Here is a 24,810-nt window from a genome sequence, read left to right as displayed (position 1 = left end):
GAAAAAGGTTGGCAAATGCCAACCTTATTTGATATAGAGTTCTTGGTTTTTTAGGACAATTTCACGTACACTTGCAAACTTCTTGAGTTTTTTAAGTTCTTCAGGATGGGTTACGAGAGTGATAACATAGCCCTCTTTGCCCATGCGACCTGTACGGCCAGCGCGGTGAGTGTAGGTTTCCATATCTCTAGGAATATCAAAATTTATGACACATTCTAGACTATCGATATCAATTCCACGAGCCAGAAGGTCAGTTGCAAGGAGAAAGGTTAGCTGCTTGTCCTTAAACTTTTCCAAGATAACTTTTCTAAACTTGACATTGACATCGCTAGCGAGGGAAACAGCCAAGATATCGCGATACTGTAATTTTTCCTCAGCACTTCCAAGGTCTGACAAGCTGTTAAAGAAGACCAGACCACGAAAATCCTCTACATGAGCCAATTTTCGTAGCATGTCTACTCGGTGACGTTGGTCTACCTGCATGTAGAAATGTTGAATGTTGTCCAGTTTTTGATCAGAGAGATCAATGGTACGTGTGTTTGGTGCAATCTTCTCTTGATCAAACTTGGTCGTCGCACTCATATAGATGAGTTGGTGGTCACGAGGTGCGTAGTGAGTGATTTTCTCAACAAAGTGTATCTGAGAATCATCAAGTAATTGATCAAATTCATCTAGAATGATGGTTTCCACATTCATCATCTTGATTTTTTTCAATTTAATCAACTCAAAGATACGGCCAGGGGTTCCAATCAGAATTTCTGGTCCTTTTTTGAGGCGTTCAATCTGGCGTTTCTGACTGGAACCTGATAAGAAGAGCTGAGCAGTCAAGCCGATAGCCTCTGCCCACGTTTTACACACGTCAAAAATCTGCCCAGCCAGTTCTGTATTTGGTGCTAGTATCAAGAGTTGTTGGGCTTTTTTCTTTTGTAGTCTGAGAAGACTTGGCAAGAGGTAAGCGAGGGTCTTACCAGTTCCTGTTGGGCTTACTCCCAGGAGGTTTTCTCCAGCAAGAATGGGCTCAAATAGTTGAGTTTGAATGGGGGTAAATTCTTGGAAACCGAGTTGGTCGCTCAGTTCTTGCCATTCAGTCGGTAGTTTGGTTTTCATTTTTCTGCCTCAAATCTAATGCCAGCAGTCTGGCGCATAGTATATAGTAGCTCATGAACAGAGCTTGCATCATCCAGCCAAGTCTGGTAGATCGTCTGGTCTGGTTGCTGAATCATGTGTGCAAACGCAGCAATTTCCTCAGTCATCGTATGAGGAGCCTGTTGGATAGGGAGTTGAACTTGATTTCCTTGGTGGTTGGTAAAAATAGCTGAGCGGACATGCTCAATCGTGTTGAGGGTCAAAGTTCCATCTGCTGTGTAAATCTCACAAGGAAGATTGGAAGTGATGTTTTTCCCAGCTTTGATATGAACTTGAAAGTTAGGGTAGAAGAGGATACCGTCTCCATTCAGGTCAATGCTATTGTCAAGCTGTTGAGCCTGATAAGTCGCGTCCTGAGCCTTTCCAAAGAGGCGAATGGCAGCGTAGAGGGGATAAATCCCCAAGTCCATAAGGGCTCCACCAGCAAAACGGTTTGAAAAGACATTTGGCGTCTGCCCTGCCAACAAATCCGGCATCTTGGAAGAATACTTGGCATAGTTGAAATCTGCTCCCCAAATTTGCTTGTCTGCCAAAAAATTCTTGATAGTAGTAAAAGCTTTCTCGTGGTAGTTTCGTGCTGCTTCAAAGATAAAACAATTATTTTTCTCAGCTGTCTGTCTCAAATCTAACCATTCATGTGGCTGAGTGACAGCTGGCTTTTCAAGAATGACGTGCTTACCAGCAGACAAGGCAGCCCTGGCTTGAACAAAATGCAAGGAGTTTGGACTGGCGATATAGACTACATCAAAGGAAGACTTAAAGAAGTCTTCTAATTGATCAAAGAGTTGGATATTTTCATAGCGAGAAGCAAAGGTTGCGGCAGTTTCTCGTTTTCTAGAATAGACTGCAACCAGCTGGTATTCTCCGCTAGCATGGGCTGCTTCTATGAAATGATGGCTGATAGCCCCTGTTCCGATGATACCTAATTTAAGCATAAATACTCCTTTTCCGACTTCAAATCCTTCCTTCATTATAACATAGAAAAGAAGGACTATCCAACAGATGGTAAAAATTTTCAAATGGAGTACGCATTTCTTGGAGAAAGTGGTACAATATTTAGATAGGTAGATGAAATGAAAAGGGGGAGAAAATGAGATTATTACCAATAAGGAAAATATCACGTCAGTCTAAGCGACTAGCACTTTTTTTGACTTTTTGTGCAGGATATGTTGATGCCTATACCTTTATCGTGCGAGGGAATACCCTTGTGGCTGGACAAACTGGGAATGTGGTTTTTCTTTCTGTAGGACTCATTCAACAAAATGTATCGGATGCTAGTGCTAAAGTAATGACCTTGCTTTTCTTTATGATGGGTGTCTTTTTTCTGACATTGTATAAGGAAAAACTACGAATTGTTAAAAAGCCGATTTTGTCCTTGATTCCTCTTGCAGTCCTGTCCCTAATTATAGGCTTTGTGCCGCAATCGGTTGATAATATCTATCTCGTACCGCCCTTGGCCTTTTGTATGGGTCTGGTGACAACTGCTTTTGGAGAAGTGTCAGGTATTGCCTATAATAATGCTTTTATGACCGGGAATATTAAACGTACCATGTTGGCTTTTGGAGATTATTTCCGGACTAAGCATACGCCTTTCCTACGAGAGGGCTTGATTTTTGTTAGCTTGCTTAGCAGTTTTGTCTTCGGAGTTGTTTTTTCAGCTTATTTGACGATTTATTATCAGGAGAAGACAATTCTAGGTGTTCCCCTTATGATGAGTATCTTTTATTTCAGTATGCTTTTTGCTTCTTGGAGAAAAAAAGGAGAGAAATAGCTTAATTTTAATTGATTTTACTTGTAAGAAAAAAGAAGATATGCTATACTTGAAGAGTTGACTATGCACAATCCTGTGCAACCGCACGAACATCGTTGCTCACATAGTGAGTATAAAGTGGTTCGTCCCACGATGCTAGGCGAGTCTTCACAAAAATACGGGGAAACCCTAAAAATCATAGGAGGTGCATAATGAGCACATACGCAATTATCAAAACTGGCGGAAAACAAGTTAAAGTTGAAGTTGGTCAAGCAGTTTACGTTGAAAAATTGAACGTTGAAGCTGGTCAAGAAGTTACTTTTAACGAAGTTGTTCTTGTTGGTGGTGAAAACACTGTTGTCGGAACTCCACTTGTTGCTGGAGCTACTGTAGTTGGAACTGTTGAAAAACAAGGAAAACAAAAGAAAGTTGTTACTTACAAGTACAAACCTAAAAAAGGTAGCCACCGTAAACAAGGTCACCGTCAACCATATACAAAAGTTGTCATCAACGCGATCAACGCTTAATTTTAAGGAGAACACATGATACAAGCAGTCTTTGAGAGAGCCGAAGATGGCGAGCTGAGGAGTGCGGAAATTACTGGACACGCCGAAAGTGGCGAATACGGCTTAGATGTCGTGTGTGCATCGGTTTCTACGCTTGCCATTAACTTTGTCAATTCCATTGAGAAATTTGCAGGCTACGAACCAATCTTAGAATTAAACGAAGATGAAGGTGGCTATCTAAAGGTTGAAATACCAGCGGATCTTCCTTCACACCAGAGAGAAATGACCCAGTTATTCTTCGAATCATTTTTCTTAGGTATGGCAAACTTATCGGAGAACTCTTCTGAGTTCGTCCAAACCAGAGTTATCACAGAAAACTAACACGGAGGAAAACATTATGTTAAAAATGACTCTTAACAACTTGCAACTTTTCGCCCACAAAAAAGGTGGAGGTTCTACATCAAACGGACGTGATTCACAAGCGAAACGTCTTGGAGCTAAAGCAGCTGACGGACAAACTGTAACAGGTGGATCAATCCTTTACCGTCAACGTGGTACACACATCTACCCAGGTGTAAACGTTGGACGTGGTGGAGACGATACTTTGTTCGCTAAAGTTGAAGGCGTAGTACGCTTTGAACGTAAAGGACGCGATAAAAAACAAGTTTCTGTTTACCCAATCGCAAAATAAAAAGGTTCAGTGAACCTTTTTATCCCGAGCCTTAAAATGAAAAGGCGAGGAAGCTACAAGTAGCATAAAATCAGGCTTTCCGAGTTTTCGGAGAGCCTATTTTTTGTTTTAATACCCATAATTCTTTGTTACTAGTGTAGATGAATTTTATGAGCGACATTATTTTTCCTAGGTGGAAAAGTTCTGAAATATGGTATAATGAACAGATAGAGAAGTTGGGGGTAAAAGATGAACATTCAACAATTACGCTATGTTGTGGCCATTGCCAATAGTGGTACTTTCCGTGAAGCTGCTGAAAAGATGTATGTTAGTCAGCCAAGTCTATCTATTTCTGTTCGCGATTTGGAAAAAGAGTTAGGCTTTAAAATTTTCCGTCGGACGAGTTCGGGGACTTTTTTGACCCGTCGTGGTATGGAATTTTATGAGAAAGCGCAGGAATTGGTCAAAGGATTTGATGTTTTTCAGAATCAGTATGCCAATCCTGAGGAAGAAAAGGATGAATTTTCCATTGCCAGCCAGCACTATGACTTCTTGCCACCAACCATTACGGCCTTTTCGGAACGTTATCCTGACTACAAGAACTTTCGTATTTTTGAGTCTACTACAGTTCAAATCTTAGACGAAGTGGCCCAAGGACATAGTGAGATTGGGATTATCTACCTCAACAATCAAAATAGAAAGGGCATCATGCAACGGGTTGAAAAGCTTGGTTTAGAAGTTATTGAACTAATTCCTTTCCAGACTCACATTTATCTTCGTGAAGGGCATCCTTTAGCACAGAAAGAGGAATTGGTCATGGAGGATTTAGCGGATTTACCAACGGTTCGTTTTACTCAGGAAAAGGATGAGTACCTTTACTATTCAGAGAACTTTGTCGACACCAGCGCGAGCTCGCAGATGTTTAATGTGACCGACCGTGCTACTTTGAATGGTATTTTGGAGCGAACGGATGCCTATGCGACAGGTTCAGGATTTTTAGATAGTGACAGTGTCAATGGAATCACAGTCATTCGTCTCAAGGATAATCTAGATAATCGCATGGTCTATGTCAAACGGGAAGAAGTGGAGCTTAGCCAAGCTGGGACTCTTTTCGTAGAAGTCATGCAAGAATATTTTGATCAAAAGAGGAAATCATGAAAAAAAGAGGAATAGTAGCAGTCATTGTACTGCTTTTGATTGGGCTGGATCAGTTGGTCAAAAATTATGTTGTCCAGCAGATTCCACTGGGTGAAGTGCGTTCGTGGATCCCAAATCTCGTTAGCTTGACCTATCTGCAAAATAGAGGAGCAGCCTTCTCCATGCTACAAGATCAGCAGTGGTTATTTGCTGTCATTACACTGGTCGTCATGGTAGGTGCCATTTGGTATCTACATAAACACATGGAGGATTCTCTCTGGTTGGTTTTTGGACTGACTTTGATAATAGCGGGAGGTCTGGGCAACTTTATCGACAGAATGAGTCAAGGTTTTGTGGTGGATATGTTTCACCTAGACTTTATCAACTTTGCGATTTTCAATGTTGCTGACAGTTATTTGACAGTTGGTGTCATTGTTTTATTGATTGCAATGCTTAAAGAGGAAGTAAATGGAAATAAAAATTGAAACTGGTGGGCAACGTCTAGACAAGGCTCTGTCGGACCTGACAGAATTGTCACGCAGTCTCGCGAATGAACAAATCAAGGCTGGACAAGTCTTGGTTAATGGGCAAGCTAAGAAAGCCAAATACACTGTCCAAGAGGGGGATATCGTCACCTACCATGTGCCAGAACCAGAGGTTTTAGAGTATGTGGCTGAGAATCTGCCACTCGAGATTATCTACCAAGATGAGGATGTAGCCGTTGTTAACAAACCTCAAGGGATGGTGGTTCATCCCAGCGCTGGTCATACTAGCGGAACCTTGGTCAATTCCCTCATGTACCATATCAAGGACTTGTCAGGTATCAATGGTGTTCTTCGACCGGGTATCGTTCACCGCATTGACAAGGACACGTCTGGTCTCCTTATGATTGCGAAGAATGACGAGGCCCACTTAGCACTCGCGCAAGAACTCAAGGACAAGAAGTCTCTCCGTAAATACTGGGCGATTGTTCATGGCAATCTTCCCAATGATCGTGGTGTGATTGAAGCTCCGATTGGTCGTAGTGAAAAAGATCGTAAGAAACAGGCAGTGACTGCTAAAGGGAAGCCTGCCGTAACACGTTTTCATGTTTTGGAACGCTTTGGAGATTATAGCTTAGTGGAGTTGCAACTGGAAACAGGACGTACCCACCAAATCCGTGTTCATATGGCTTATATTGGCCATCCTGTCGCTGGTGATGAAGTCTATGGTCCTCGAAAAACGCTGAAAGGACATGGACAATTTCTCCATGCCAAGACTCTAGGTTTTACTCATCCGAGAACAGGTGAAACCTTGGAGTTCACAGCAGATATTCCAGAGATTTTTAAAGAAACGCTGGAAAGATTGCGTAAAACTGAGAATAGATAAAAGAGTTGAGATGTCTTGTCTCAACCTTTTTCATTTCAAGTCTTTTCTATTTTAAAGTATTCATGTTATAATGGATAAATATGAAGAATCGGAGTGAGAATATGAAGTACAAACGAATCGTCTTTAAGGTGGGGACCTCCTCCTTGACAAATGAAGACGGGAGTTTATCAAGAAGTAAAGTAAAGGCAATTACCCAGCAATTGGCTATGCTGCATGAGGCTGGACATGAGTTGATTTTAGTGTCATCTGGGGCAGTTGCCGCTGGATTTGGAGCTTTGGGTTTTAAAAAACGTCCGACCAAGATTGCAGATAAACAAGCTTCGGCTGCAGTTGGTCAGGGACTTTTGTTGGAGGAATATACAACCAACCTCCTCATGCGCCAGATCGTTTCTGCACAAATCTTGCTGACACAGGATGATTTTGTAGATAAACGTCGCTATAAGAACGCCCATCAGGCCTTGTCTGTATTGCTTCATCGTGGTGCAATTCCCATCATCAATGAAAATGATAGTGTCGTCATTGACGAACTCAAGGTGGGTGATAATGACACTCTGAGTGCCCAGGTAGCGGCTATGGTCCAAGCGGACCTTTTAGTTCTCTTGACTGATGTGGACGGTCTCTATACTGGAAATCCCAACTCAGATCCAACAGCCAAACGTTTGGAGAAAATCGAGACTATCAATCGTGAGATTATTGATATGGCTGGTGGAGCAGGTTCGTCTAATGGTACTGGGGGTATGCTGACCAAAATCAAGGCTGCTACGATTGCTACGGAGTCAGGTGTGCCAGTCTATATTTGCTCCTCCTTGAAATCAGATGCCTTGATTGAGGCAGCGGAGGAGACCAAGGATGGTTCCTTCTTTGTTGCGCAAGAGAAGGGACTTCGTACCCAGAAACAATGGCTGGCCTTCTATGCTCAAAGTCAGGGAACGATTTGGGTAGATGGTGGAGCTGCAGAGGCACTTTCAAAAAACGGGAAAAGTCTCCTTTTATCGGGTGTGGTAGAAGTGGAAGGAAACTTCTCTTACCACGATATTGTAACAGTAGCAGATAAAGAAACAGGTCAATCTCTTGGAAAGGGACGTGTCCAATTTGGTGTCTCAGCCCTAGAAGATATGCTCCGTTCTCAAAAAGCTAAGGGAGTCTTGATTCACCGTGATGACTGGATTTCCATTACTCCTGAAATCCAGCTGCTCTTTACAGAATTTTAGAGGTGAACGATGGTAAGTACACAAGAACAATTTGAACAGGTACAGGCTGTTAAGAAATCTATCAATACTGCCAGCGAAGCAGTGAAAAACCAAGCCTTGCTAGCTATGGCTGATCACTTAGTGGCGGCTACTGAGGAGATTTTAGCGGCCAATGCCCTCGATATGGAAGCGGCCAAGGGAAAAATCTCAGATGTTTTGCTAGACCGTCTTTATTTGGATGCGGGACGTATAGAAGCGATGGCAAGAGGGATTCGTGAAGTGGTTGCTTTACCAGATCCTATTGGTGAGGTCCTAGAAACAAGTCAGCTTGAAAATGGCTTGGTTATTACTAAGAAGCGTGTGGCCATGGGGGTTATTGGTATTATCTATGAAAGCCGTCCAAATGTGACGTCTGATGCGGCTGCCTTGGCTCTCAAAAGTGGCAATGCGGTCGTTCTTCGTAGTGGCAAGGATGCCTATCAAACAGCTCATGCTATTGTCACAGCCTTAAAGAAGGGCTTGGAGACGACTACCATTCATCCAGAGGTGATTCAACTAGTAGAAGATACTAGCCGTGAAAGCAGCTATGCCATGATGAAGGCTAAGGGTTATCTAGACCTTCTCATTCCTCGTGGAGGCGCTGGCTTGATCAATGCAGTGGTTGAAAATGCTATCGTGCCTGTTATTGAGACAGGAACTGGAATTGTTCATGTTTATGTGGACAAGGATGCCGATGAAGACAAGGCTCTATCGATCATCAACAATGCTAAAACCAGTCGTCCTTCTGTCTGCAATGCCATGGAGGTCTTGCTAGTTCATGAAGACAAGGCAGCAAGCTTCCTTCCTCGCTTGGAACAAGTTCTGGTTGCAGAGCGTAAAGAAGCTGGATTGGAACCAATTCAATTCCGCTTGGATGAGAAAGCAAGTCAGTCTCTTTCAGGTCGAGCAGCTGAGGCTCAAGACTTTAATACCGAATTTTTAGATTATATCCTAGCGGTTAAGGTTGTGAGCAGTTTAGAAGAAGCAGTTGCGCATATTGAAGCTCACAGTACCCATCATTCGGATGCCATTGTGACGGAAAATGCTGAAGCTGCAGCTTACTTTACAGATCAAGTGGACTCAGCAGCGGTGTATGTCAATGCCTCAACGCGTTTCACTGACGGGGGCCAGTTTGGACTTGGATGTGAGATGGGGATTTCTACTCAGAAACTGCATGCGCGTGGGCCTATGGGCTTGAAAGAGTTGACCAGCTACAAGTATGTGGTTACTGGTGACGGACAGATAAGGGAGTAAGAGATGAAGATTGGATTTATCGGTTTGGGGAATATGGGTGCTAGCTTGGCTAAGGCTGTTTTGCAGGCCAAGTCGGGTGCTCAGATTCTCCTTGCCAATCGTAGTCAAGCAAAAGTAGATGCTTTCATTGCTAACTTTGGTGGTCAGGCTTCCAGCAATGACGAAATCTTCGCAGAAGCAGGTGTGATTTTTCTAGGAGTTAAGCCTGCTCAGTTTTCTGAACTGCTTTCTCACTATCAGACCATTCTTGAAAAACGAGAGAGTCTTCTTTTGATTTCCATGGCAGCTGGATTGACTTTAGAAAAACTAGCAAGTCTTATCCCAAGTCAACATCGAATTATTCGTATGATGCCAAATACCCCTGCTTCTATCGGGCAAGGAGTGATTAGTTATGCCTTGTCTCCTAATTGCAGGGCTGAGGACAGTGAGCTCTTTTGTAAGCTGTTAGCCAAGGCAGGTCTCTTTGTTGAACTTGGGGAAAGCTTAATTGATGCAGCGACAGGTCTTGCAGGTTGTGGGCCGGCATTTGTCTATCTCTTTATTGAGGCCTTAGCAGATGCGGGTGTACAGACAGGATTGCCACGAGAAACGGCATTGAAAATGGCGGCTCAAACAGTTGTCGGCGCTGGACAATTGGTCCTAGAAAGCCAAGAGCATCCTGGAGTATTGAAAGACCAAGTTTGTAGCCCAGGCGGTTCGACTATCGCTGGTGTAGCGAGCTTAGAAGCGCATGCTTTTCGGGGAACGGTCATGGATGCAGTTGGTCAAGCTTACAAACGAACACAAGAACTAGGTAAATAAGAGGTGGCTTTGACTGCCTCTTTTATGGTGCATGAAATGAGAAGACAAAAAGATTGTCACAAAAACCTATTTTTTTGATAGAATAGAAGGTAGTAAAAAAGAAATGAGTTAGACATGTCAAAAGGATTTTTAGTCTCTCTTGAGGGACCAGAGGGAGCAGGCAAGACCAGTGTTTTAGAGGCTCTACTCCCAATTTTAGAGGAAAACGGAGTAGAGGTGCTGACGACCCGTGAGCCAGGCGGAGTCTTGATTGGGGAGAAGATTCGGGAAGTGATTTTAGATCCAAGTCATACTCAGATGGATGCTAAGACAGAACTCCTTCTCTATATCGCCAGTCGCAGACAGCATTTGGTGGAAAAAGTTCTTCCAGCCCTTGAAGCTGGCAAGTTGGTCATTATGGACCGCTTCATCGATAGTTCTGTTGCTTATCAGGGATTTGGTCGTGGCTTGGACATTGAAGCCATTGACTGGCTCAATCATTTTGCTACAGATGGCCTCAAACCCGATTTGACACTTTATTTTGACATTGAGGTGGAAGAGGGACTGGCTCGCATTGCTGCTAATAGTGACCGGGAGGTCAATCGTTTGGACTTGGAAGGGTTGGACTTGCATAAAAAAGTCCGTCAAGGCTACCTTTCTCTTCTGGACAAAGAAGGAAATCGCATTGTCAAGATTGATGCTAGTCTCCCTTTGGAACAAGTTGTGGAAACTACCAAGGCTGTCTTGTTTGATAGAATGGGCTTGGCTAAATGAAACAAGAAGAATTAAAGGCTTGGCAGCCAGACCAGTTTGACCGCTTTGTCCGTATCCTAGAACAAGACCAGCTCAATCACGCCTATCTCTTTTCAGGTTTCTTTGGAAGCTTGGAAATGGCGCAGTTTTTGGCTAAGAGCCTCTTTTGTACGGATAAAGTAGGCGTTTTACCATGTGAGAAATGCCGAAACTGCAAGCTGATTGAACAGGAAGAGTTTCCAGATGTTACCTTGATTAAGCCAGTCAATCAGGTCATCAAGACAGAACGTATTCGTGAATTGGTGGGACAATTTTCTCAAGCAGGGATTGAAAGCCAGCAGCAGGTTTTTATTATCGAGCAGGCGGAGAAAATGCATCCCAACGCAGCTAACTCTCTGCTCAAGGTCATCGAAGAACCCCAGAGTGAAGTTTACATTTTCTTCTTAACTAGTGATGAGGAAAAAATTTTACCGACCATCCGTAGTCGGACCCAGATTTTTCACTTTAAAAAGCAAGAAGAAAAGCTCATCCATCAATTAGAACAAGCAGGTCTGGTCAAGAAAAAAGCGACTCTCTTAGCCCTGTTTAGTCAATCGCGTGCTGAAGCAGAAAAACTGGCAAACCAAGCAAGTTTTTGGACCTTGGTGGATGAAAGTGAGCGCCTGCTGACTTGGTTAGTAGCCAAGAAAAAAGAGAGTTATTTGCAGGTGGCTAAATTAGCTAGTCTGGCAGATGACAAGGAAAAGCAGGATCAGGTCTTGCGAATCCTCGAAGTCCTCTGTGGACAGGATCTATTGCAAGCAAGGATTCGACAGATTTTTCAAGATTTACTAGAAGCTAGAAAAATGTGGCAGGCTAATGTCAGCTTTCAAAACGCCATGGAATATCTGGTCTTGAAAGAAATATAAACTAAAAAATGAACGATAAAGAAAGGAAAGAGCTGGTTTATGGACAAGAAAGAATTATTTGATGCGCTAGACGATTTTTCCCAACAGTTACTGGTGACCTTGGCCGATGTGGAAGCCATCAAGAAAAATCTCAAGAGCCTGGTAGAGGAAAATACAGCTCTTCGCTTGGAAAATAGTAAGTTGCGCGAACGCTTGGGCGAGGTAGAAGCAGATACACCCGTCAAGGCTAAGCATGTTCGTGAAAGCGTCCGTCGAATCTATAAAGACGGATTTCACGTATGTAATGATTTTTACGGCCAACGCCGAGAGCAGGACGAGGAATGTATGTTCTGTGACGAGTTGTTGTACAGGGAGTAGGCATGCAGATTCAAAAAAGTTTTAAGGGGCAGTCTCCCTATGGCAAGCTTTACCTAGTGGCAACGCCAATTGGCAATTTAGATGACATGACCTTTCGTGCCATCCAGACCTTGAAAGAGGTGGACTGGATTGCTGCTGAGGACACGCGCAATACAGGACTTTTGCTCAAGCATTTTGACATTTCCACCAAGCAGATTAGTTTTCACGAGCACAATGCCAAGGAAAAAATTCCTGATTTGATTGGTTTCTTGAAAGCAGGACAAAGTATCGCTCAGGTATCCGATGCGGGTCTGCCTAGTATCTCGGACCCTGGTCATGATTTGGTTAAGGCAGCTATTGAGGAAGAAATTGCAGTAGTGACAGTTCCGGGTGCCTCTGCAGGGATTTCTGCTTTGATTGCCAGTGGTTTAGCTCCACAACCACATATCTTTCACGGTTTCTTACCGAGAAAATCAGGCCAGCAAAAGCAATTTTTCGACTTAAAAAAAGATTACCCAGAAACTCAGATTTTCTACGAATCGCCCCACCGTGTATCAGATACATTGGAAAATATGCTAGAAGTCTACGGTGACCGCTCGGTAGTCTTGGTCAGGGAATTGACCAAAATCTATGAAGAATACCAACGAGGAAAGATTTCAGAGCTACTAGAAAGTATTGCTGAAACGCCACTCAAGGGTGAATGCCTTCTCATCGTTGATGGTGCCAGTCAGGATGTGGAGGAAAAGGACGAGGAGGACTTGTTTTCAGAAATCCAATCTCGTATCCAGCAAGGCATGAAGAAAAATCAAGCCATTAAGGAAGTTGCGAAACTCTACCAGTGGAATAAAAGCCAACTCTACGCCGCCTACCACGAATGGGAAGAAAATCAAGAAAATGACTAAACAGGGAAGTTTGCCATCTTCCCTTTTTTTGTTATACTAGTAGAAGAAAAATTAGAAAGATTTGTGGGTGTCAAACAGTCTAGTAGCTTGTTTTGATATGAACTTAGGTTCCACCCAAAGAGGTATTAGTGTCGTGTCTCAATCTTATATCAATGTTATCGGTGCTGGTTTGGCAGGTTCTGAAGCAGCTTACCAAATCGCAGAACGCGGTATTCCAGTTAAACTTTATGAAATGCGTGGGGTCAAGTCAACACCACAGCACAAAACAGACAATTTTGCTGAATTGGTTTGTTCCAATTCCTTACGTGGGGATGCTTTGACCAATGCAGTTGGGCTTCTCAAGGAAGAAATGCGTCGCTTGGGTTCTGTTATCTTGGAATCTGCTGAAGCTACACGTGTTCCTGCTGGTGGAGCCCTTGCGGTGGACCGTGATGGTTTCTCTCAAATGGTGACTGAAAAAGTGGCTAATCACCCCTTGATTGAAGTGGTTCGTGATGAAATTACAGAATTGCCGACTGATGTTATTACAGTTGTCGCTACTGGTCCTTTAACCAGCGATGCCCTAGCTGAAAAGATTCATGCCCTTAATGACGGTGATGGTTTCTATTTCTACGATGCGGCGGCGCCGATTATCGATGTCAATACCATCGATATGAGCAAGGTCTATCTCAAGTCTCGTTATGACAAGGGAGAAGCAGCCTACCTCAATGCCCCTATGACCAAGCAAGAATTTATGGATTTCCATGAAGCATTGATCAATGCGGAAGAAGCCCCGCTCAATTCGTTTGAAAAAGAAAAGTACTTTGAAGGTTGTATGCCTATCGAAGTCATGGCTAAGCGTGGCATTAAAACCATGCTTTATGGTCCGATGAAGCCAGTCGGTTTGGAGTATCCAGACGATTATACAGGCCCTCGTGACGGGGAGTTCAAAACACCGTATGCAGTTGTCCAGCTTCGTCAGGATAATGCGGCTGGTAGCCTCTACAATATCGTCGGTTTCCAGACCCACCTCAAATGGGGAGAACAAAAGCGTGTCTTCCAAATGATTCCAGGTCTTGAAAATGCGGAGTTTGTTCGCTATGGGGTCATGCACCGCAATTCTTACATGGATTCACCAAATCTTCTGGAGCAGACCTATCGTTCTAAGAAACAGCCAAACCTTTTCTTTGCTGGTCAAATGACGGGTGTAGAAGGCTATGTTGAGTCAGCAGCTTCAGGCTTGGTTGCAGGTATTAACGCAGCTCGTCTCTTTAAGGGTGAAAGTGAAGCTATCTTCCCAGAGACCACAGCGATTGGAAGTCTGGCTCATTACATCACTCATGCGGACAGCAAGCATTTCCAGCCCATGAATGTCAATTTTGGGATTATCAAGGAATTGGATGGCGAGCGTATCCGTGATAAGAAGGCTCGTTATGAAAAAATTGCAGAGCGTGCTCTTACCGACTTAGAGGAATTTTTAACAGTCTAATTTTTTTCAAAGAATTGCTCATGATACTATAAAAATCTTAGAAATTGTGATAAAATAGGTAGGATAAAAAAAGGAGAGTAAAAATGGCGAATCCCAAGTATAAACGTATTTTAATCAAGTTATCAGGTGAAGCCCTTGCCGGTGAACGTGGCGTAGGGATTGATATCCAAACAGTTCAAACAATCGCAAAAGAGATTCAAGAAGTTCATAGCTTAGGTATCGAAATTGCCCTTGTTATTGGTGGAGGAAATCTCTGGCGTGGGGAACCTGCTGCAGAAGCAGGAATGGACCGTGTTCAGGCAGATTACACTGGAATGCTTGGGACCGTGATGAATGCTCTTGTGATGGCAGATTCATTGCAACAAGTTGGTGTCGATACGCGTGTACAAACAGCCATTGCCATGCAACAAGTGGCAGAACCTTATGTACGTGGACGTGCCCTTCGTCACCTTGAAAAAGGCCGTATTGTTATCTTTGGTGCTGGAATTGGTTCACCTTACTTCTCAACAGATACAACAGCAGCCCTTCGTGCAGCTGAAATCGAAGCGGATGCCATTCTTATGGCTAAAAATGGCGTAGATGGTGTTTACAATGCCGATCCTAAGAAAGACAAGACAGCTGTTAAATTTGAAGAATTGACCCACCGTGACGTTATCAACAAAGGTCTTCGTATCATGGATTCAACAGCTTCAACCCTCTCTATGGACAACGACATTGACTTGGTTGTCTTTAACATGAACCAACCAGGCAACATCAAACGTGTCGTATTTGGTGAAAATATCGGAACAACAGTTTCAAACAATATCGAAGAAAAGGAATAAGAAAATTATGGCTAACGCAATTGTAGAAAAAGCTAAAGAGAGAATGACCCAGTCTCACCAATCACTTGCTCGTGAATTTGGAGGTATCCGTGCCGGTCGTGCCAACGCAAGCTTGCTAGACCGTATCCACGTAGAATACTATGGAGTTGAAACTCCTCTTAACCAAATCGCTTCAATTACTATTCCAGAAGCGCGTGTCTTGTTGGTAACACCATTTGACAAGTCTTCATTGAAAGACATCGAACGTGCCTTGAACGCTTCTGATCTTGGTATTACACCAGCTAATGACGGTTCTGTGATCCGCTTGGTTATCCCAGCTCTTACAGAAGAAACTCGTCGTGACCTTGCCAAAGAAGTGAAGAAGGTCGGTGAAAATGCTAAAGTGGCTGTCCGCAATATCCGTCGTGATGCTATGGATGAAGCTAAGAAACAAGAAAAAGCAAAAGAAATCACTGAAGACGAATTGAAGACTCTTGAAAAAGATATTCAAAAAGTAACAGACGATGCTGTGAAACACATCGACGACATGACTGCCAATAAAGAAAAAGAAATCTTGGAAGTCTAAAAATAAACAGAAAAACTCAGTTGGCATTGCTGGCTGAGTTTTATTCGAAAGAAGGAAATATGAATACAAATCTTGCAAGTTTTATCGTTGGACTCATCATCGATGAAAATGACCGTTTTTACTTTGTGCAAAAGGATGGTCAGACCTATGCTCTTGCTAAAGAAGAAGGTCAACATACAGTAGGGGATACGGTCAAAGGTTTTGCCTACACGGATATGAAGCAAAAACTCCGCTTGACCACTCAAGAAGTTACTGCGACTCAGGACCAATTTGGTTGGGGAACCGTAACAGAAGTTCGAAAGGACTTGGGTGTCTTTGTCGATACCGGTCTACCTGATAAGGAAATCGTTGTGTCACTCGATATCCTCCCTGAGCTCAAGGAACTCTGGCCTAAGAAAGGTGATAAACTTTACATCCGTCTTGAAGTGGACAAGAAAGACCGAATCTGGGGACTTTTGGCGTATCAGGAAGACTTCCAACGTCTGGCTCGTCCTGCTTACAACAACATGCAGAACCAAAACTGGCCAGCCATTGTTTACCGTCTCAAGCTGTCAGGAACATTTGTTTACCTACCAGAGAATAACATGCTTGGTTTCATTCACCCAAGTGAACGCTACGCAGAGCCACGTTTGGGGCAAGTGTTAGATGCGCGTGTCATCGGTTTCCGTGAAGTGGACCGTACTCTTAACCTCTCCCTCAAACCACGTTCTTTTGAAATGTTGGAAAATGATGCCCAGATGATTTTGACCTACTTGGAAAGCAATGGCGGTTTCATGACCTTGAATGATAAGTCATCTCCTGACGATATCAAGGCAACCTTTGGTATCTCTAAAGGTCAGTTCAAGAAAGCACTCGGTGGCTTGATGAAGGCTGGCAAAATCAAGCAAGACCAGTTTGGGACAGAGTTGATTTAGGTCTTATAGACATGATAAAGAAACTTGAAGAAATGAGTTTAGAGGAACTCTGGCAACTTTTTCCTATTTTTCTAGTAGAGCACAAGTCAGAGTGGAAAGACTGGTATGAATCGGAAAAAGCAAATCTGAAAAGAATATTGGGTGCAAATGTTATTAAAAGAATAGAACATATCGGTAGCACTGCTATCCCTAATATTTGGGCCAAGAATATCGTTGATATTCTGTTAGAAGTAGGTAGAATAGAGGATTTAGCAAGAGTTAGGGATTTATTGATGAAGAATGGTTGGCTAGTGATGTCGGAGAGTCCTAACAGGATTTCGCTAAATAAAGGCTATACAGAGCAGGGATTTGCCGAGAAAGTTTTTCATTTACATTTGCGAATGACGGGAGATCATGACGAGATTTATTTTAGAGATTATCTATGCCAGCATCCAGATATTGCCCAAGCGTATCAGGAATTAAAACTCAGTTTGTGGAAACAATTTGAACACAATCGAGACGCCTATACTGATGCGAAAACGGATTTTATAAACCACTACGTTTCAGAGGCTAAGTCCAGTAATTTTCAAGAATCAGAAAAGTTTTATCAAAAAAGTCTTGATAGGAGAAAGAATTGAGAAAATCATTTTACACTTGGCTCATGACCGAGCGCAATCCTAAAAGTAATAGCCTCAAAGCCATCTTGGCAGATCTTGCTTTTGAGGAGTCAGCTTTTCCAAAACACACGGATGATTTTGATGAGGTGAGTCGCTTTTTGGAGGAGCATGCCAGCTTCTCTTTTAACCTAGGAGACTTTGACGCCATCTGGCAAGAATACTTAGAACACTAGAGACAATGAGATGAGGCTAGTATTTTATTGTTCTCTTTGCTATAATAAAAAGAAATAAACGGATTAGAGAGGTTCTTTATTTGAAGGAACATTCAATAGATATTCAACTAAGTCACCCAGATGACTTGTTCCATCTTTTTGGTTCCAATGAGCGCCATCTTCGTTTGATGGAAGAAGAGCTCGATGTGGTGATTCATGCTCGTACGGAGATTGTCCAGGTTATCGGAGAAGAGACTGCCTGTGAAGAAGCCCGTCAGGTTATCCAGGCTTTGATGGTCTTGGTGAATCGGGGGATGACAGTTGGGACACCAGATGTGGTGACTGCGATTGGCATGGTCAAAAACGATGAAATCGACAAGTTTGTCGCCCTTTACGAAGAAGAAATTATCAAAGACAATACAGGGAAGCCGATTCGTGTCAAAACCTTGGGTCAAAAACTTTATGTGGACAGTGTCAAACAGCATGATGTGACCTTTGGAATCGGACCAGCAGGGACAGGGAAGACCTTTCTTGCAGTGACCTTGGCAGTAACTGCCCTTAAACGTGGGCAAGTCAAGCGGATTATCCTTACTCGTCCAGCAGTGGAAGCAGGTGAGAGTCTAGGATTTCTTCCAGGTGATCTCAAGGAGAAGGTGGATCCTTATCTTCGACCAGTTTACGATGCCTTGTATCAGATTCTCGGCAAAGATCAGACGACCCGTCTCATGGAGCGTGAAATTATCGAAATCGCGCCTCTTGCCTACATGCGTGGGCGGACCTTGGACGATGCTTTTGTCATTCTCGATGAGGCACAAAATACGACCATCATGCAGATGAAGATGTTCCTGACTCGTTTAGGCTTTAATTCCAAGATGATTGTCAATGGAGATATCAGTCAGATTGACCTGCCACGCAATGTTAAGTCAGGTTTGATTGATGCTCAAGAAAAGCTCAAGAACATTCACCAAATCGACTTTGTTCATTTTTCAGCTAAGGATGTGGTTCGTCATCCAGTTGTCGCTCAGATTATTCGAGCTTATGAACCAGCTTCAGTTAAAAATGAAGAAAAGAAGGAAGAGACAGAATAGCAAAAAAAAGCAGTTCAGATTTGAACTGCTCTTTTTTAATGAGTGTCTAGCTTTAAACAAGTTCGTCGATAGACGTGTGCTCTTTATCGAGGCCTTGAGCAACTGGGAGGCTAGTTAAGTAACCTTGATAAGTGGTCACACCTTGACGCAAGCCCTCATCTTCAGCAATTGCTTGTGCGAATCCTTTGCCAGCAAGAGCTTCGATATAAGGAAGAGTGACATTGGTTAGGGCGATGGTTGAAGTACGGGCAACCGCACCAGGGATATTGGCAACGGCATAGTGGAGAACACCGTGTTTTTCATAAACAGGTTCATCGTGTGTTGTCACACGGTCAGCTGTTTCGATAACGCCACCTTGGTCAACGGCAACGTCAACAATGACAGAGCTTGGACGCATTTGTTTGACCATCTCATCTGTCACCAATTTCGGAGCCTTGGCACCAGGGATGAGAACCGCCCCAATCACCACATCAGCATCTCTCACACTTGCTTCAATGTTGAAAGAATTAGACATAAGAGTTTGGATTTGGTTTCCAAAGACTTCTTCTAGAACTGAGAGACGCTTAGCACTGATATCTAAAATAGTCACTTGAGCACCAAGACCAAGGGCGATGCGGGCAGCATGTGTACCGACGACACCACCACCGATGATGGTTACTTTTCCTTTTGGAACGCCTGGTACACCACCTAGTAGGACACCAGAACCACCAGCTTGCTTAGTAAGGAAGTGAGCTCCGATTTGAACAGCCATACGGCCGGCAACCTCACTCATAGGAACGAGGAGAGGTAGTTGTCCTTGATTGTCACGAACAGTTTCATAGGCAATTCCTGTTGTTTTTGCTGCTAGCATGGCATCTGCTAATTCTGGCGCAGCGGCCATGTGCAAGTAGGTGAAGAGGAGAAGATCGTCGCGCAAATAAGCATATTCAGAAGCTAGTGGTTCTTTTACTTTCACGACCAACTCGGCAGCCCATGCTTCTGCAGCAGTAGCGACAATCTCAGCTCCTTGCTTTTGATAGTCAGCATCAGTAAATCCTGAACCGAGACCAGCATTTGTTTCGATGAGGACACGATGTCCACGAGAAACTAAGCTATGAACACCAGCAGGTGTGAGGGCGACACGGTTTTCGTTATTTTTAATTTCTTTTGGGATTCCGATTAACATATAGATAACCTACCTTTCAATTGTCGGATTGTTTTGGTTGTCACATTCCATTCCATAAATCAAAAATGTGATGGTTTTATTGTATATGAAACCGCTTCAAAAATCAAGAAAAACTTGTCATTCAAATTTATTTATGCTAGACTAGTGAGAATCGAGCTCTAATGGAGGGAAAAGTATGGAATCAATATTTGTGAAATTTGCCCAGTATCCATCTATAGAAACGGAGCGTTTATTGCTCCGACCTGTAACTTTGGACGATGCAGAAGCTATGTTTGAGTATGCCTCAGACAGAGAAAATACACGCTATACTTTTCCAACAAATCAAAGCTTAGAAGAAACCAAGAACAACATCGCTCAGTTCTACTTGGCTAATCCCTTGGGACGGTGGGGAATCGAACTAAAAAGCAATGATCAGTTTATTGGAACTATTGATTTGCACAAGATTGATCCCATTCTCAAAAAAGCAGCTATTGGTTACATTATCAACCAAAAGTATTGGAATCAAGGATTGACGACAGAAGCCAATCGCGCCGTGATTGAGCTGGCTTTTGAGAAGATTGGAATGAACAAGTTGACCGCTCTTCATGACAAAGACAATCCCGCATCTGGCAAGGTCATGGAGAAATCTGGGATGCGTTTTTCCCACGAAGAACCCTATGCCAGAATGGATAATAAAGAACCAGGTCGAATTATCACAAGAGTTTATTATGTCTTAACCAAGGAAGACTATTTTGCAAATAAATAAGCAGTTGAAAAGATTTTTCAGCTGTTTTTTTCTTTCTCTTGCGAATAACTTAAGAGAGGAGAAAATATGGAAGCAATTATCGAGAAAATAAAAGAGTATAAAATCATTGTCATCTGTGCTTGTTTGGGTCTGGCCTTGGGCGGCTTTTTCCTGCTAAAGCCATCTACACAAAAACCCGTCACAGAAACAAATTTGCAGGCTGAAGTCACGGCCGTTTCAAAGGATTCATCGTCTGAAAAAGAAGTGAAGAAGGAGGAAAAGGAAGAGTCTCCTGAACAAGATCTAATCACAGTGGATGTCAAAGGTGCTGTCAAATCGCCAGGAATTTATGATTTGCCAGTAGGTAGTCGTGTTCATGATGCCGTTCAGAAAGCTGGTGGCTTGACAGAGCAAGCAGACAGCAAGTCGCTCAATCTCGCTCAGAAAGTCAGTGACGAGACTCTTGTCTATGTTCCAAGTAAGGGAGAAGAAGCAGCTAGTCAGCAGGCTGCCTCTGGAACGACTCCTTCGTCAAGTAAAGAAAAGAAGGTCAACCTCAATAAAGCTAGTCTGGAAGAACTCAAGCAGGTCAAAGGCTTGGGAGGAAAACGAGCCCAGGATATTATCGACCATCGTGAGGCGAATGGCAAATTCAAGTCGGTGGATGAATTAAAGAAGGTCTCTGGCATTGGCGCTAAGACCATAGAAAAGCTAAAAGATTATGTCACAGTGGATTAAGAATTTCCCTATCCCTCTAATCTATCTGAGTTTTCTGTTACTGTGGCTTTACTACGCCATTTTTGGAGCGTCCTATCTCGCACTGCTAGGTTTTGTTTTTTTGCTTGTCTGTCTCTTTTTCCAATTTCCTTGGAAATCGGCCGGTAAAGTTCTAGCGATTTGTGGAGTTTTTGGATTTTGGTTTCTGTTTCAAAACTGGCAACAGAGTCAAGCTAGTCAGAACCTAGTGGATTCTGCTGAAAGGGTACGGATTTTGCCTGACACTATTAAGGTCAATGGAGATAGTCTGTCCTTTCGGGGCAAGGCTGAGGGCCGCACCTTCCAAGTTTACTATAAACTCCAGTCTGAGGAGGAGAAAGAGCTCTTTCAGGCCTTAACAGACCTTCACGAGATTGAACTAGAAGGAAAACTTTCGGAACCCGAAGGGCAGAGGAATTTTGGTGGCTTTAACTACCAAGCCTATCTGAAGACTCAAGGGATTTACCAAACTTTGACTATCAAGAGTATCCAGTCAATGAAACAGGTTAGCAGTTGGGATATAAGAGAAAATCTGTCTAGTTTACGTCGAAAGGCTGTAGTTTGGATTAAGACGCACTTTCCAGACCCTATGCGCAACTACATGACAGGGCTGTTACTAGGACATCTAGATACGGACTTCGAGGAGATGAATGAGCTTTATTCCAGTCTTGGAATTATCCATCTTTTTGCCTTATCAGGTATGCAGGTGGGCTTCTTTATGGATGCCTTTAAGAAACTCCTCTTACGATTGAGCTTGACCCAAGAAAAGTTGAAGTGGCTGACCTATCCCTTTTCCCTTATCTATGTAGGTCTGACAGGATTTTCAGCATCGGTCATTCGTAGTCTCTTGCAAAAGTTACTGGCCCAACATGGCTACAAGGGTTTGGATAATTTTGCCTTGACGGTGCTTGTCCTCTTTATCATCATGCCCAACTTTTTCCTGACGGCAGGAGGTGTCTTGTCCTGTGCCTATGCTTTTATCTTGACCATGACTAGCAAAGAAGGCGATGGGATCAAGGCTGTTGCTGGAGAAAGTCTGGTCATTTCCTTGGGAATATTGCCTATTCTATCCTTCTATTTTGCAGAATTTCAGCCTTGGTCTATCCTTTTGACCTTTGTATTTTCCTTTCTGTTTGATGTGGTCTTCTTGCCACTTTTGTCCATCTTATTCATTCTGTCCTTCGTTTACCCAGTCACTCAGTTTAACTTTGTCTTTGAGTGGTTGGAGGGCATCATTCGCTTGGTATCGCAGCTGGCAAGTAGGCCCCTGGTCCTTGGTCAACCCACCACATGGCTGTTGATTCTCCTCTTAATTTCATTAGCCTTGCTATATGATATGAGGAAAAACATTAAAAGACTAGCAGTATTCAGTCTCTTTATTGTGGGGCTCTTTTTCTTGACCAAGCATCCACTGGAAAATGAAATCACCATGCTGGATGTGGGGCAAGGAGAAAGTATTTTCCTACGGGATGTGAATGGGAAAACTATTCTCATAGATGTTGGTGGTAAGGTAGAAGCTAGTAAGAAAATCGAGGCTTGGCAAGAAAAGGCGACAACCAGCAATGCCCAGAGAACCTTGATTCCCTATCTTAAAAGTCGAGGAGTAGACAAGATTGACCAGCTGATTTTGACCAATACAGACAAGGAGCATGTTGGTGATTTACTGGAGGTGACCAAGGCTTTCCATGTCGGGGAGATTTTAGTATCAAAAGGAAGTCTGACACAGAAGGAATTTGTGGCAGAATTAGAAGCAAGTCAAACTAAGGTGCGCAGTGTGACAGAGGGGGATAATTTTTCGATTTTTGGAAGTCAGTTAGAAGTCCTATCTCCAAGGCAGATTGGAGATGGGGATCGTGATGGTTCCCTGATTCTTTATGGGAAACTTTTGGATAAGCACTTTCTCTTCACAGGAAATTTGAAAGAGAAGGGAGAGAAGGATCTTCTAAAGCAATACCCTGATTTAGAGGTGGATGTCTTGAAAGCAGGCCAGCATGGTGCTAAAATATCATCAAATCCAGCTTTTCTAGAAAAACTCAACCCAGAGATTACTCTCATTTCAGTGGGTAAGAACAATCGTGCCAAACTCCCCCATCAGGAAACCTTGACACGACTAGAATCCATCAAGAGTAAGATTTATCGAACTGACCAGCAAGGAGCTATCCGCTTTAAAGGATGGAATAGTTGGCGAATTGAAACGGTTCGATAAGATAGACAAACTTTTCGAAAAATTGACTTTTTATCTTGACAAGGGATAGAAAACTTGGTATCATATAAAAGTTGAGAAAAGCAGAAGTGAGAGCTTCTCGCCTTGTGACATCAAGTTGCCTGGCCCTACGGATGAAAAGTTTCTAAGAAACGCTATCATAACGTGCGGGCTTGTATTATTACGAGTCCGCTATTGTTTTTCTCTAATAATAAAAAAGAGGTGAAAACCATAGCAAAGCAAGACTTATTCATCAATGATGAAATTCGTGTACGTGAAGTTCGCTTGATCGGTCTTGAGGGAGAACAGCTAGGCATCAAGCCACTCAGTGAAGCGCAAGCATTAGCTGATAGTGCAAATGTTGACTTAGTATTGATCCAACCCCAAGCAAAGCCACCTGTTGCTAAAATTATGGACTACGGTAAGTTCAAATTTGAGTATCAGAAAAAGCAAAAAGAACAACGTAAAAAACAAAGTGTTGTTACTGTGAAAGAAGTTCGTCTGAGTCCAACTATTGACAAGGGTGACTTTGACACAAAACTTCGCAATGCACGCAAGTTCCTTGAAAAAGGAAATAAAGTTAAGGTATCCATTCGCTTTAAAGGGCGTATGATCACCCATAAAGAGATTGGTGCAAAAGTTTTAGCCGAGTTTGCTGAAGCAACACAAGATATTGCGATCATCGAACAACGAGCTAAGATGGATGGACGCCAAATGTTCATGCAGTTGGCGCCAGCAACTGACAAAAAATAATTGTCAGAAAGTTAAATAAAGGAGAAAAAATCATGCCAAAACAAAAAACACACCGCGCATCAGCTAAACGTTTCAAACGTACAGGTTCTGGTGGACTTAAACGTTTCCGTGCTTACACTTCTCACCGTTTCCACGGAAAAACTAAGAAACAACGTCGTCATCTTCGTAAAGCATCTATGGTGCATTCAGGAGATTTCAAACGTATCAAAGCAATGCTTACTCGCTTGAAATAATAGCCTAACAGTAAGTAAACAATTCTAGGAAATATTTGGAGGAAATAAAACATGGCACGTGTTAAAGGTGGCGTTGTATCACGCAAACGTCGTAAACGTATTCTTAAATTAGCAAAAGGTTACTATGGAGCTAAACACATCTTGTTCCGTACTGCAAAAGAACAAGTAATGAACTCTTACTACTATGCATACCGTGACCGTCGTCAGAAAAAACGTGACTTCCGTAAATTGTGGATCACTCGTATCAATGCGGCAGCTCGTTTGAACGGACTTTCATACTCACAATTGATGCATGGTTTGAAATTGGCTGAAATCGAAGTTAACCGTAAAATGCTTGCTGACTTGGCTGTTAACGATGCAGCAGCTTTCACAGCTCTTGCAGATGCAGCTAAAGCAAAACTTGGTAAATAATGATTAACTGTTTCATTCTTACTCTCGTGGTCTTTACCGTAAGAGTAGGGTGAAACTTTTTTATTTACCATAAATGATTTTCTATTTTAAAGAGTAAATCACAGATTTTTTCAAAGAAAATAGGATATTTCTTGTATAATAGGAATATCTAAAAAGATTTGG

30 protein-coding genes, 1 pseudogene and 2 other annotated features are annotated in these 24,810 nt (G+C 42.8%); of the genes and pseudogenes, 27 read left to right on the top strand and 4 right to left on the bottom strand.

All coding sequences use genetic code 11. The features are described 5' to 3' along the window. Positions 1–24: 24 nt before the first annotated feature. Positions 25–1,107 carry a DEAD/DEAH box helicase gene (locus HMPREF2991_RS01425; RefSeq protein WP_070683231.1) on the bottom strand — a complete coding sequence of 361 codons (1,083 nt, stop codon included), beginning with the start codon at positions 1,105–1,107 and terminating at the stop codon, positions 25–27. Further along, positions 1,104–2,081, bottom strand: coding sequence for a Gfo/Idh/MocA family protein (locus tag HMPREF2991_RS01420; protein ID WP_070683230.1), 978 nt, complete (start codon positions 2,079–2,081; stop codon positions 1,104–1,106). Before HMPREF2991_RS01420 ends, HMPREF2991_RS01425 begins: the two co-directional genes overlap by 4 nt. A 155-nt stretch (positions 2,082–2,236) precedes the next feature. Here HMPREF2991_RS01420 and HMPREF2991_RS01415 point away from each other — a divergent pair, with 155 nt between their 5' ends. The 4 genes from HMPREF2991_RS01415 to rpmA all read left to right on the top strand — a co-directional run bounded on the left by HMPREF2991_RS01415 (position 2,237) and on the right by rpmA (position 4,093). Then, positions 2,237–2,917, top strand: a complete 681-nt coding sequence (locus HMPREF2991_RS01415; protein ID WP_042902406.1) for a YoaK family protein — start codon at positions 2,237–2,239, stop codon at positions 2,915–2,917. Positions 2,918–2,986: 69 nt separating this feature from the next. Beyond that, positions 2,987–3,074 (top strand) — a sequence feature (ribosomal protein L21 leader region). A gap of 34 nt (positions 3,075–3,108) precedes the next feature. Continuing rightward, the gene (rplU, locus tag HMPREF2991_RS01410) at positions 3,109–3,423 is read left to right on the top strand and encodes a 50S ribosomal protein L21 (RefSeq protein ID WP_000109141.1); all 315 of its coding nucleotides are present in this window, start codon (positions 3,109–3,111) and stop codon (positions 3,421–3,423) included. Positions 3,424–3,438: 15 nt separating this feature from the next. After that, complete coding sequence (locus HMPREF2991_RS01405) at positions 3,439–3,783, top strand: ribosomal-processing cysteine protease Prp (RefSeq protein WP_000613705.1); 345 nt, start codon at positions 3,439–3,441, stop codon at positions 3,781–3,783. A 16-nt stretch (positions 3,784–3,799) separates the two neighbouring features. Then, positions 3,800–4,093 (top strand): 50S ribosomal protein L27, encoded by a 294-nt coding sequence (rpmA, locus tag HMPREF2991_RS01400; protein WP_000916509.1) that lies wholly within the window; start codon positions 3,800–3,802, stop codon positions 4,091–4,093. Positions 4,094–4,257: 164 nt separating this feature from the next. Here the strand turns inward: rpmA and HMPREF2991_RS11105 are convergent. Continuing rightward, a pseudogene (locus HMPREF2991_RS11105) lies at positions 4,258–4,329 on the bottom strand (AraC family transcriptional regulator); the annotation flags it as partial. Here HMPREF2991_RS11105 and HMPREF2991_RS01395 point away from each other — a divergent pair. The 17 genes from HMPREF2991_RS01395 to HMPREF2991_RS01315 all read left to right on the top strand — a co-directional run bounded on the left by HMPREF2991_RS01395 (position 4,322) and on the right by HMPREF2991_RS01315 (position 18,403). Next, positions 4,322–5,230 carry a LysR family transcriptional regulator gene (locus HMPREF2991_RS01395; RefSeq protein WP_001025724.1) on the top strand — a complete coding sequence of 303 codons (909 nt, stop codon included), beginning with the start codon at positions 4,322–4,324 and terminating at the stop codon, positions 5,228–5,230. The pseudogene HMPREF2991_RS11105 and the gene HMPREF2991_RS01395 overlap by 8 nt on opposite strands. Then, positions 5,227–5,694, top strand: coding sequence for a signal peptidase II (gene lspA, locus HMPREF2991_RS01390; protein WP_000745683.1), 468 nt, complete (start codon positions 5,227–5,229; stop codon positions 5,692–5,694). The genes HMPREF2991_RS01395 and lspA overlap by 4 nt, the downstream gene beginning before the upstream one ends. Next, on the top strand, positions 5,678–6,577 hold the full coding sequence (locus HMPREF2991_RS01385) for an RluA family pseudouridine synthase (RefSeq protein WP_070683228.1): 900 nt from the start codon (positions 5,678–5,680) through the stop codon (positions 6,575–6,577). The genes lspA and HMPREF2991_RS01385 overlap by 17 nt, the downstream gene beginning before the upstream one ends. A 101-nt stretch (positions 6,578–6,678) precedes the next feature. Beyond that, positions 6,679–7,788, top strand: coding sequence for a glutamate 5-kinase (proB, locus tag HMPREF2991_RS01380; RefSeq protein WP_061414596.1), 1,110 nt, complete (start codon positions 6,679–6,681; stop codon positions 7,786–7,788). A 9-nt stretch (positions 7,789–7,797) separates the two neighbouring features. Next, a complete protein-coding gene (locus HMPREF2991_RS01375; protein WP_070683224.1) occupies positions 7,798–9,060 on the top strand; it encodes a glutamate-5-semialdehyde dehydrogenase in 1,263 nt (420 codons plus the stop codon). 3 nt (positions 9,061–9,063) lie between these two features. Then, positions 9,064–9,861, top strand: a complete 798-nt coding sequence (gene proC, locus HMPREF2991_RS01370; RefSeq protein ID WP_070568852.1) for a pyrroline-5-carboxylate reductase — start codon at positions 9,064–9,066, stop codon at positions 9,859–9,861. A 114-nt stretch (positions 9,862–9,975) separates the two neighbouring features. Next, positions 9,976–10,614 (top strand): dTMP kinase, encoded by a 639-nt coding sequence (tmk, locus tag HMPREF2991_RS01365; protein WP_070568849.1) that lies wholly within the window; start codon positions 9,976–9,978, stop codon positions 10,612–10,614. Then, positions 10,611–11,501, top strand: coding sequence for a DNA polymerase III subunit delta' (locus tag HMPREF2991_RS01360; protein WP_070568847.1), 891 nt, complete (start codon positions 10,611–10,613; stop codon positions 11,499–11,501). The genes tmk and HMPREF2991_RS01360 overlap by 4 nt, the downstream gene beginning before the upstream one ends. Before the next feature lie 39 nt (positions 11,502–11,540). Continuing rightward, entirely contained in the window at positions 11,541–11,858 is a 318-nt protein-coding gene (yabA, locus tag HMPREF2991_RS01355; RefSeq protein WP_000358229.1) for a DNA replication initiation control protein YabA, read from the top strand. 2 nt (positions 11,859–11,860) lie between these two features. Beyond that, positions 11,861–12,739, top strand: a complete 879-nt coding sequence (rsmI, locus tag HMPREF2991_RS01350; RefSeq protein WP_070568844.1) for a 16S rRNA (cytidine(1402)-2'-O)-methyltransferase — start codon at positions 11,861–11,863, stop codon at positions 12,737–12,739. Positions 12,740–12,872: 133 nt separating this feature from the next. Next, on the top strand, positions 12,873–14,207 hold the full coding sequence (gene trmFO, locus HMPREF2991_RS01345; protein ID WP_000083705.1) for a methylenetetrahydrofolate--tRNA-(uracil(54)-C(5))-methyltransferase (FADH(2)-oxidizing) TrmFO: 1,335 nt from the start codon (positions 12,873–12,875) through the stop codon (positions 14,205–14,207). An 83-nt stretch (positions 14,208–14,290) separates the two neighbouring features. After that, the gene (gene pyrH / locus HMPREF2991_RS01340; RefSeq protein ID WP_000002996.1) at positions 14,291–15,028 is read left to right on the top strand and encodes a UMP kinase; all 738 of its coding nucleotides are present in this window, start codon (positions 14,291–14,293) and stop codon (positions 15,026–15,028) included. A 7-nt stretch (positions 15,029–15,035) separates the two neighbouring features. Further along, positions 15,036–15,593: a ribosome recycling factor gene (gene frr / locus HMPREF2991_RS01335; protein ID WP_001262235.1), complete on the top strand. Its 558-nt coding sequence runs from the start codon at positions 15,036–15,038 to the stop codon at positions 15,591–15,593. Positions 15,594–15,652: 59 nt separating this feature from the next. Beyond that, positions 15,653–16,507: an RNA-binding virulence regulatory protein CvfB gene (gene cvfB, locus HMPREF2991_RS01330; RefSeq protein ID WP_001095464.1), complete on the top strand. Its 855-nt coding sequence runs from the start codon at positions 15,653–15,655 to the stop codon at positions 16,505–16,507. An 11-nt stretch (positions 16,508–16,518) separates the two neighbouring features. After that, positions 16,519–17,124, top strand: coding sequence for a GrpB family protein (locus tag HMPREF2991_RS01325; protein ID WP_070568841.1), 606 nt, complete (start codon positions 16,519–16,521; stop codon positions 17,122–17,124). Further along, complete coding sequence (locus tag HMPREF2991_RS01320; protein ID WP_033681906.1) at positions 17,121–17,336, top strand: YozE family protein; 216 nt, start codon at positions 17,121–17,123, stop codon at positions 17,334–17,336. Before HMPREF2991_RS01325 ends, HMPREF2991_RS01320 begins: the two co-directional genes overlap by 4 nt. An 80-nt stretch (positions 17,337–17,416) precedes the next feature. Continuing rightward, on the top strand, positions 17,417–18,403 hold the full coding sequence (locus HMPREF2991_RS01315; RefSeq protein ID WP_070568838.1) for a PhoH family protein: 987 nt from the start codon (positions 17,417–17,419) through the stop codon (positions 18,401–18,403). A 52-nt stretch (positions 18,404–18,455) separates the two neighbouring features. Here the strand turns inward: HMPREF2991_RS01315 and ald are convergent, their stop codons facing one another. Further along, positions 18,456–19,568 carry an alanine dehydrogenase gene (ald, locus tag HMPREF2991_RS01310; protein WP_070683223.1) on the bottom strand — a complete coding sequence of 371 codons (1,113 nt, stop codon included), beginning with the start codon at positions 19,566–19,568 and terminating at the stop codon, positions 18,456–18,458. Between the two features lie 175 nt (positions 19,569–19,743). On the opposite strand from ald, the gene HMPREF2991_RS01305 reads away from it, so the two are divergent. The 6 genes from HMPREF2991_RS01305 to rplT all read left to right on the top strand — a co-directional run bounded on the left by HMPREF2991_RS01305 (position 19,744) and on the right by rplT (position 24,648). After that, on the top strand, positions 19,744–20,313 hold the full coding sequence (locus tag HMPREF2991_RS01305) for a GNAT family N-acetyltransferase (protein WP_070568832.1): 570 nt from the start codon (positions 19,744–19,746) through the stop codon (positions 20,311–20,313). Between the two features lie 66 nt (positions 20,314–20,379). Further along, a complete protein-coding gene (locus HMPREF2991_RS01300) occupies positions 20,380–21,030 on the top strand; it encodes a helix-hairpin-helix domain-containing protein (protein ID WP_070568829.1) in 651 nt (216 codons plus the stop codon). Further along, entirely contained in the window at positions 21,014–23,254 is a 2,241-nt protein-coding gene (locus tag HMPREF2991_RS01295) for a DNA internalization-related competence protein ComEC/Rec2 (protein ID WP_070568826.1), read from the top strand. The genes HMPREF2991_RS01300 and HMPREF2991_RS01295 overlap by 17 nt, the downstream gene beginning before the upstream one ends. Positions 23,255–23,326: 72 nt before the next feature. After that, positions 23,327–23,458 (top strand) — a sequence feature (ribosomal protein L20 leader region). Positions 23,459–23,473: 15 nt separating this feature from the next. Beyond that, positions 23,474–24,004 (top strand): translation initiation factor IF-3, encoded by a 531-nt coding sequence (infC, locus tag HMPREF2991_RS01290; protein WP_000848184.1) that lies wholly within the window; start codon positions 23,474–23,476, stop codon positions 24,002–24,004. A gap of 32 nt (positions 24,005–24,036) precedes the next feature. Beyond that, positions 24,037–24,237: a 50S ribosomal protein L35 gene (gene rpmI / locus HMPREF2991_RS01285; RefSeq protein ID WP_001125942.1), complete on the top strand. Its 201-nt coding sequence runs from the start codon at positions 24,037–24,039 to the stop codon at positions 24,235–24,237. 51 nt (positions 24,238–24,288) lie between these two features. Then, complete coding sequence (gene rplT / locus HMPREF2991_RS01280) at positions 24,289–24,648, top strand: 50S ribosomal protein L20 (RefSeq protein ID WP_000124830.1); 360 nt, start codon at positions 24,289–24,291, stop codon at positions 24,646–24,648. Positions 24,649–24,810 lie beyond the last annotated feature (162 nt).

Source organism: Streptococcus sp. HMSC072D07, assembly GCF_001814835.1.
Lineage (GTDB): Bacteria > Bacillota > Bacilli > Lactobacillales > Streptococcaceae > Streptococcus.
Note: the sequence above shows the minus strand (reverse complement) of the source record. Positions and strands in the feature narration are given on the sequence as shown.